Consider the following 4,124-nt stretch of genomic DNA (forward strand, 5'->3'; position numbering starts at 1 on the left):
CCGCGAGACGGTCGACGGCGGGGGCGTCGAGCTGGCCGGCGGGCACATCGAGGCGCACCGCCTTGTCGAGCACGGTCAGCCCGTCCGGCCCGATCAGGCGGGCGCGCAGATCCTGGCCGGCGACCGCCGTCTGCAGGATATAGCCCGAGGCGCCGGCGCTGCGCGTCGCCGCGAGGACATCCTTTTCGACGAGGGCATCGGCGATCGCCTTGGCCAGCCGGGCCGGCACGCCTTCGAGCGGGTTGGGCAACCCTTGCGTCGGCACCACGAGGACGGGCGCGCCGGTCAGGTAAGGCACGGCCCCCAGCGTCGAGACCGGCGTCACCAGCGCGGCCGGCGGGGTGCGGTCCCGCACCAGCCAGGACGCGCGCTGCCGCGAGCAGGCGGAAAGCGCCAGGGCCAGCAGGATGATCGGCAGGAACAGCCGCCACGCCATCGACGGATCCTTGGGAAGCAGGACGAGCCGGGGCCGTTGGGTCCCGCGCTTTGCGTCAGCCTGACCGGATAGAGCCCCGGCGGTCAAACCGCAAGTCTTGTTCCCGTGATCAATGCGGACGCTCCGCCCCGCCGGGGACGAGGCCGTAACGCTCGAGCTTGGCGCGAAGGCCGACGCGGGACAGGCCCAGTTCCTTCGCCGCCTTGCTCTTGTTCCAGCGGAAGCGCAGCAGGGTTTCAAGCAGGATCGCCGCCTCCACCCGCTCCACCCGGTCGCGCAAGGGGCCGCTGTCGCCGCCCGCGACCGGCATCGCCCCGCCGGCCTGCCGGGTCGCCCCGGCGAGAATGCGCGGCGACAGGCACTCCGGCCCCAGCCGGTCGCGCCCGGCGAGGACGAGAGCGCGGGTCAATTCATTCTGCAACTCGCGGACATTGCCCGGCCAGTCATAGGCTTCGAGGCAGGCCAGGGCATCGTCGGTCAGGCCCTTCACCATCTTGCCGTGGGTGGCGCACAGCCGGTCGAGAATCGCCCCGGCCAGCAGGCGGATATCGCCCGGGCGCACGCGCAGCGGCGGCACTTCCAGCTCGACGCTGGCCAGCCGGTAATAGAGATCCTGGCGGAAGCGGCCGGCCTGCACCTCGGCGGCGAGATCGCGGTGGGTGGCGGCGATCACCCGCACGTTCACATGGCGCGATTCGTTCGAGCCCACGGGGCGAATCTCCCCCTCCTGCAGGAAGCGCAGCAGCTTCACCTGGAAGGCGGGCGAGACGTCGCCGATCTCGTCGAGGAAGACCGTGCCGCCGTCGGCCTGCTCGAGGAGGCCGACCCGGTTGGCGACGGCGCCGGTGAAGGCGCCGCGCTTGTGGCCGAAAAGCTCGGATTCCAGCAATTCATCCGGGATGGCGCCGCAGTTTTCCGCCTGGAACGGCCGGTCGCTGCGCAGGGAGCCGTAATGGATGGCGCGGGCCAGCAATTCCTTGCCCGTGCCGGTCTCGCCAAGCACCAGCACCGGCACGTCGAAGGTCGCGACCTGGGCGGCGAGGCGACAGGTCTCGTCCAGCGGGCTGCCGGTCGCCCGGATCAGCGTGTCGAAATGGAAACCCTGGCGGATGCGGTCGCGCCGGCTGGCGAGACGGGATTCCAGCGTCGGGCCCAGCAGCTTCATCTCGATCGACAGGCGGTCGTGCTCGCGCTGGAGCTGGTACTGGCGGGCGGCGTTGCGCACCGTCAGCAGCAGCTGGTCCGGGTGCCAGGGCTTGGCGATGAACTGATAGATACCGGCGTCGTTGATCGCCCTGATCATGTCGTCCGGATCGGTATAGCCGGTGATCAGGATGCGGGCGATGTCGGGCCAGCGCTCCCGCACCTGGGCGAGCAGGGCGACGCCGGTGACGTCGGGCATGCGCTGGTCGGCCAGCACCACCTGCACCCAGCTGTTTTCGAGATGGCGCAGCGCCGCCTCCGCCCCCGTGGCGGTCAGGACCTCGAAATCCTCGTCGAGGACGCGGGCGATCACCTCGACCGAGCGCGGCTCGTCGTCGACGACCAGGATGACGGGGCGGCTGTCCATCAGGCGGGAATCCCGGCGGCTTGGCGCAGGCCGGCGGCGCGTGCCTCGGCGCGGGCGGCCAGATCCTCGAGGAAGACTTTCCGCGCCGCCAGCAGCCAGTCGATCCAGGCTTCCATCCCCTCCCCGTCACGGGTGGACAGGCGAAGCACGGTGGCCCTCGGATTGACCCGGGCGATATTGGCGGTCAGCCGCGCGACATCGAAATCGAGATGGGGCAGGAGATCGGCCTTGGTCACCAGGACGAGGTCGGCCCCGGCGAAAGCATCGGGGTATTTCAGCGGCTTGTCCTCCCCCTCGGTGACCGAGACCAGGGTGACGCGCTTCGCCTCCCCCAGGTCGAAGCCCGCCGGGCAGACCAGATTGCCGACATTCTCGATGAAGACAAGGGCGCCCTCGGGCGTGTCGAGCGCGGCGAGGGCGCGGCCGACCATGCCGGCATCGAGGTGGCAGCCCTTGCCGGTATTGACCTGGATCGCCGGAGAGCCCGCCGCGCGGATGCGTTCGGCGTCATTGCTGGTCTGCTGGTCGCCCTCGATCACGGCGAGCGGCAGCCGATCGTGCAGGCGGCACAGGGTCTCGACCAGAAGCGTGGTCTTGCCGGCGCCGGGGCTGGACAGGAAATTCAGCGCGAACTGCCATTTCGCCGCCAGTTCGTCGCGGTTGCGCGCGGCCAGCGCGTCGTTGGCCGACAGGATGCCCCGCTCGATCTCCACCATCCGGGTCTGCGACAGGCCGGGGGCATGGGCATGGGCCGGCCCCTGGCCGTAGTCATGGGTGCCATGGTCGTGGTGGTGACCATGGTGAAGATCGTGATCGTGATCGTGATGGTGGTGCCCGCCGATGGCGGCCCCGGCGCCCGAACATCCGCAAACCGTGCACATCATTCCACCTCCAGGTCCTTGATGGTCATTTGGTCCCCGCTGACGGGCTGCAGCCGGTGGCCGCCGCATTGGGGACAGGGGTCGATCCTCGCCAGAAGGTCGACCGTCGACGAACAATCGAAACACCAGGCCTTGCCCGGCGGCTCCAGCACCACGAGTTCGGCGCCGTCGCACAGGGTGCCGCGCGTCACGACGTCGAAGCCGAAGCGCAGGGCCTGCACCTCGACCCCGGCGAAACTGCCGATTTCCAGCCGGACGCGGCGCACCCGGGTGAACCGGTTCGCCCGGGCCGACTCCTCGATCGCCGCGAGCACGCTTTCGCACAGGGCCATTTCATGCATGGGCGTCGAACCTCGCGCCGTCGACGGCGATCGTTGTGGGCACGCAAGGATTGACACAGGACACCGCCAGCCGCGCCAGGAAGGGCAGGTCGCCCGCCGCCGGCAAGGCCGCCAGCACCTGGGCCAGAATGCCGCCCGGCGCCGTGTTCCAGTCGGTCGGCGTCACCAGACGATAGGCCGCGACGCGGTCGTCCCGCAACTCGGCGAAATGGCCGACGAAGCCGCGCACCGCCATCGCGATGCCGATGCCGGGCGCGGGGCTCAAGGCCGGGGCGAAGACCGCCGCCGGATCGAGCACGCGCAGGAAATCGAGCAGCCGCGCCACCATGCGCGCGAACAGGCTGCGCCCCTCCCTCGCCTCCAGCGCCAGCAGCAGCGGGTACCCGGCGACGGCATCGCGCGCCGTCGTTTCGCGGAGCGGCACCGGCCGGCCGGCCAGATGGTCGGAGATGTCGGCGGGCGATGGCGCCGACAGGGCGGCACGGCCCCAGTCGGGCCGAAGCCTGCCGCGAACAGCCGCCAGCAGGCGAAGGAAAGCCGTCGCCCCACCGGCCAGCAGCCGGTCGATGAGCGGGGGCGTCAGGGCGCCGACGTCCATCGTGTCGCCCAGAAGATGGTGCCGCAGCGCCGCCGCCGTCGCCGCCGGATTCCGGCCGGCGCCATGGTCGGCGACGCGCGACAGAAGTTCATTGTCCGGCCCCGCGCCCATGAGCGAGGGCCAGGTGACGCCGAGGCAGAAGGCATGGTCGCGCAGGTGTTCCTGGCGAAGCGCGGCCTCGCCCCCGCCCCCAGGCAGGCCGAGGGCGCCGCGCGACGCCCGCTCCTGTGCCGTGGCGCAGAGATTGAACACCAGGGGCACCAGGGCGGCGGTGGCCGCTGGGCTCCGTCCCGTGAAC

General features: G+C 71.0%; 5 protein-coding genes. All 5 read right to left on the reverse strand.

Going from position 1 to position 4,124, the window contains the following annotated elements; translation table 11 throughout:
• Positions 1–436, reverse strand: a 436-nt coding sequence (locus WAZ62_RS01795; protein ID WP_422641819.1) for a hypothetical protein, incomplete at its 3' end; no start/stop codon positions are given.
• Positions 437–545: 109 nt separating this feature from the next.
• A complete protein-coding gene (locus tag WAZ62_RS01800) occupies positions 546–2,006 on the reverse strand; it encodes a sigma-54-dependent transcriptional regulator (protein WP_422641820.1) in 1,461 nt (486 codons plus the stop codon).
• Positions 2,006–2,890, reverse strand: coding sequence for a hydrogenase nickel incorporation protein HypB (gene hypB / locus WAZ62_RS01805; protein ID WP_422641821.1), 885 nt, complete (start codon positions 2,888–2,890; stop codon positions 2,006–2,008). Before hypB ends, WAZ62_RS01800 begins: the two co-directional genes overlap by 1 nt.
• Complete coding sequence (gene hypA / locus WAZ62_RS01810; protein WP_422641822.1) at positions 2,887–3,228, reverse strand: hydrogenase maturation nickel metallochaperone HypA; 342 nt, start codon at positions 3,226–3,228, stop codon at positions 2,887–2,889. The genes hypB and hypA overlap by 4 nt, the downstream gene beginning before the upstream one ends.
• Positions 3,221–4,124 (reverse strand): nickel-dependent hydrogenase large subunit (locus WAZ62_RS01815; protein WP_422641823.1); only part of this gene is annotated, 904 nt, incomplete at its 5' end. The genes WAZ62_RS01815 and hypA, both read right to left, overlap by 8 nt.

Origin of the sequence: Zavarzinia sp. (genome assembly GCF_049306435.1) — a bacterium.
Classification (GTDB): Bacteria; Pseudomonadota; Alphaproteobacteria; order Zavarziniales; family Zavarziniaceae; genus Zavarzinia.

What these genes read in the sequence shown, in the direction of transcription:
- hypB (WP_422641821.1), bottom strand. Translation starts at nt 2,890, where the DNA reads ATGATGTGCACGGTTTGCGGATGTTCGGGCGCCGGGGCCGCCATCGGC.
- hypA (WP_422641822.1), bottom strand. Translation starts at nt 3,228, where the DNA reads ATGCATGAAATGGCCCTGTGCGAAAGCGTGCTCGCGGCGATCGAGGAG.
- WAZ62_RS01800 (WP_422641820.1), bottom strand. Translation starts at nt 2,006, where the DNA reads ATGGACAGCCGCCCCGTCATCCTGGTCGTCGACGACGAGCCGCGCTCG.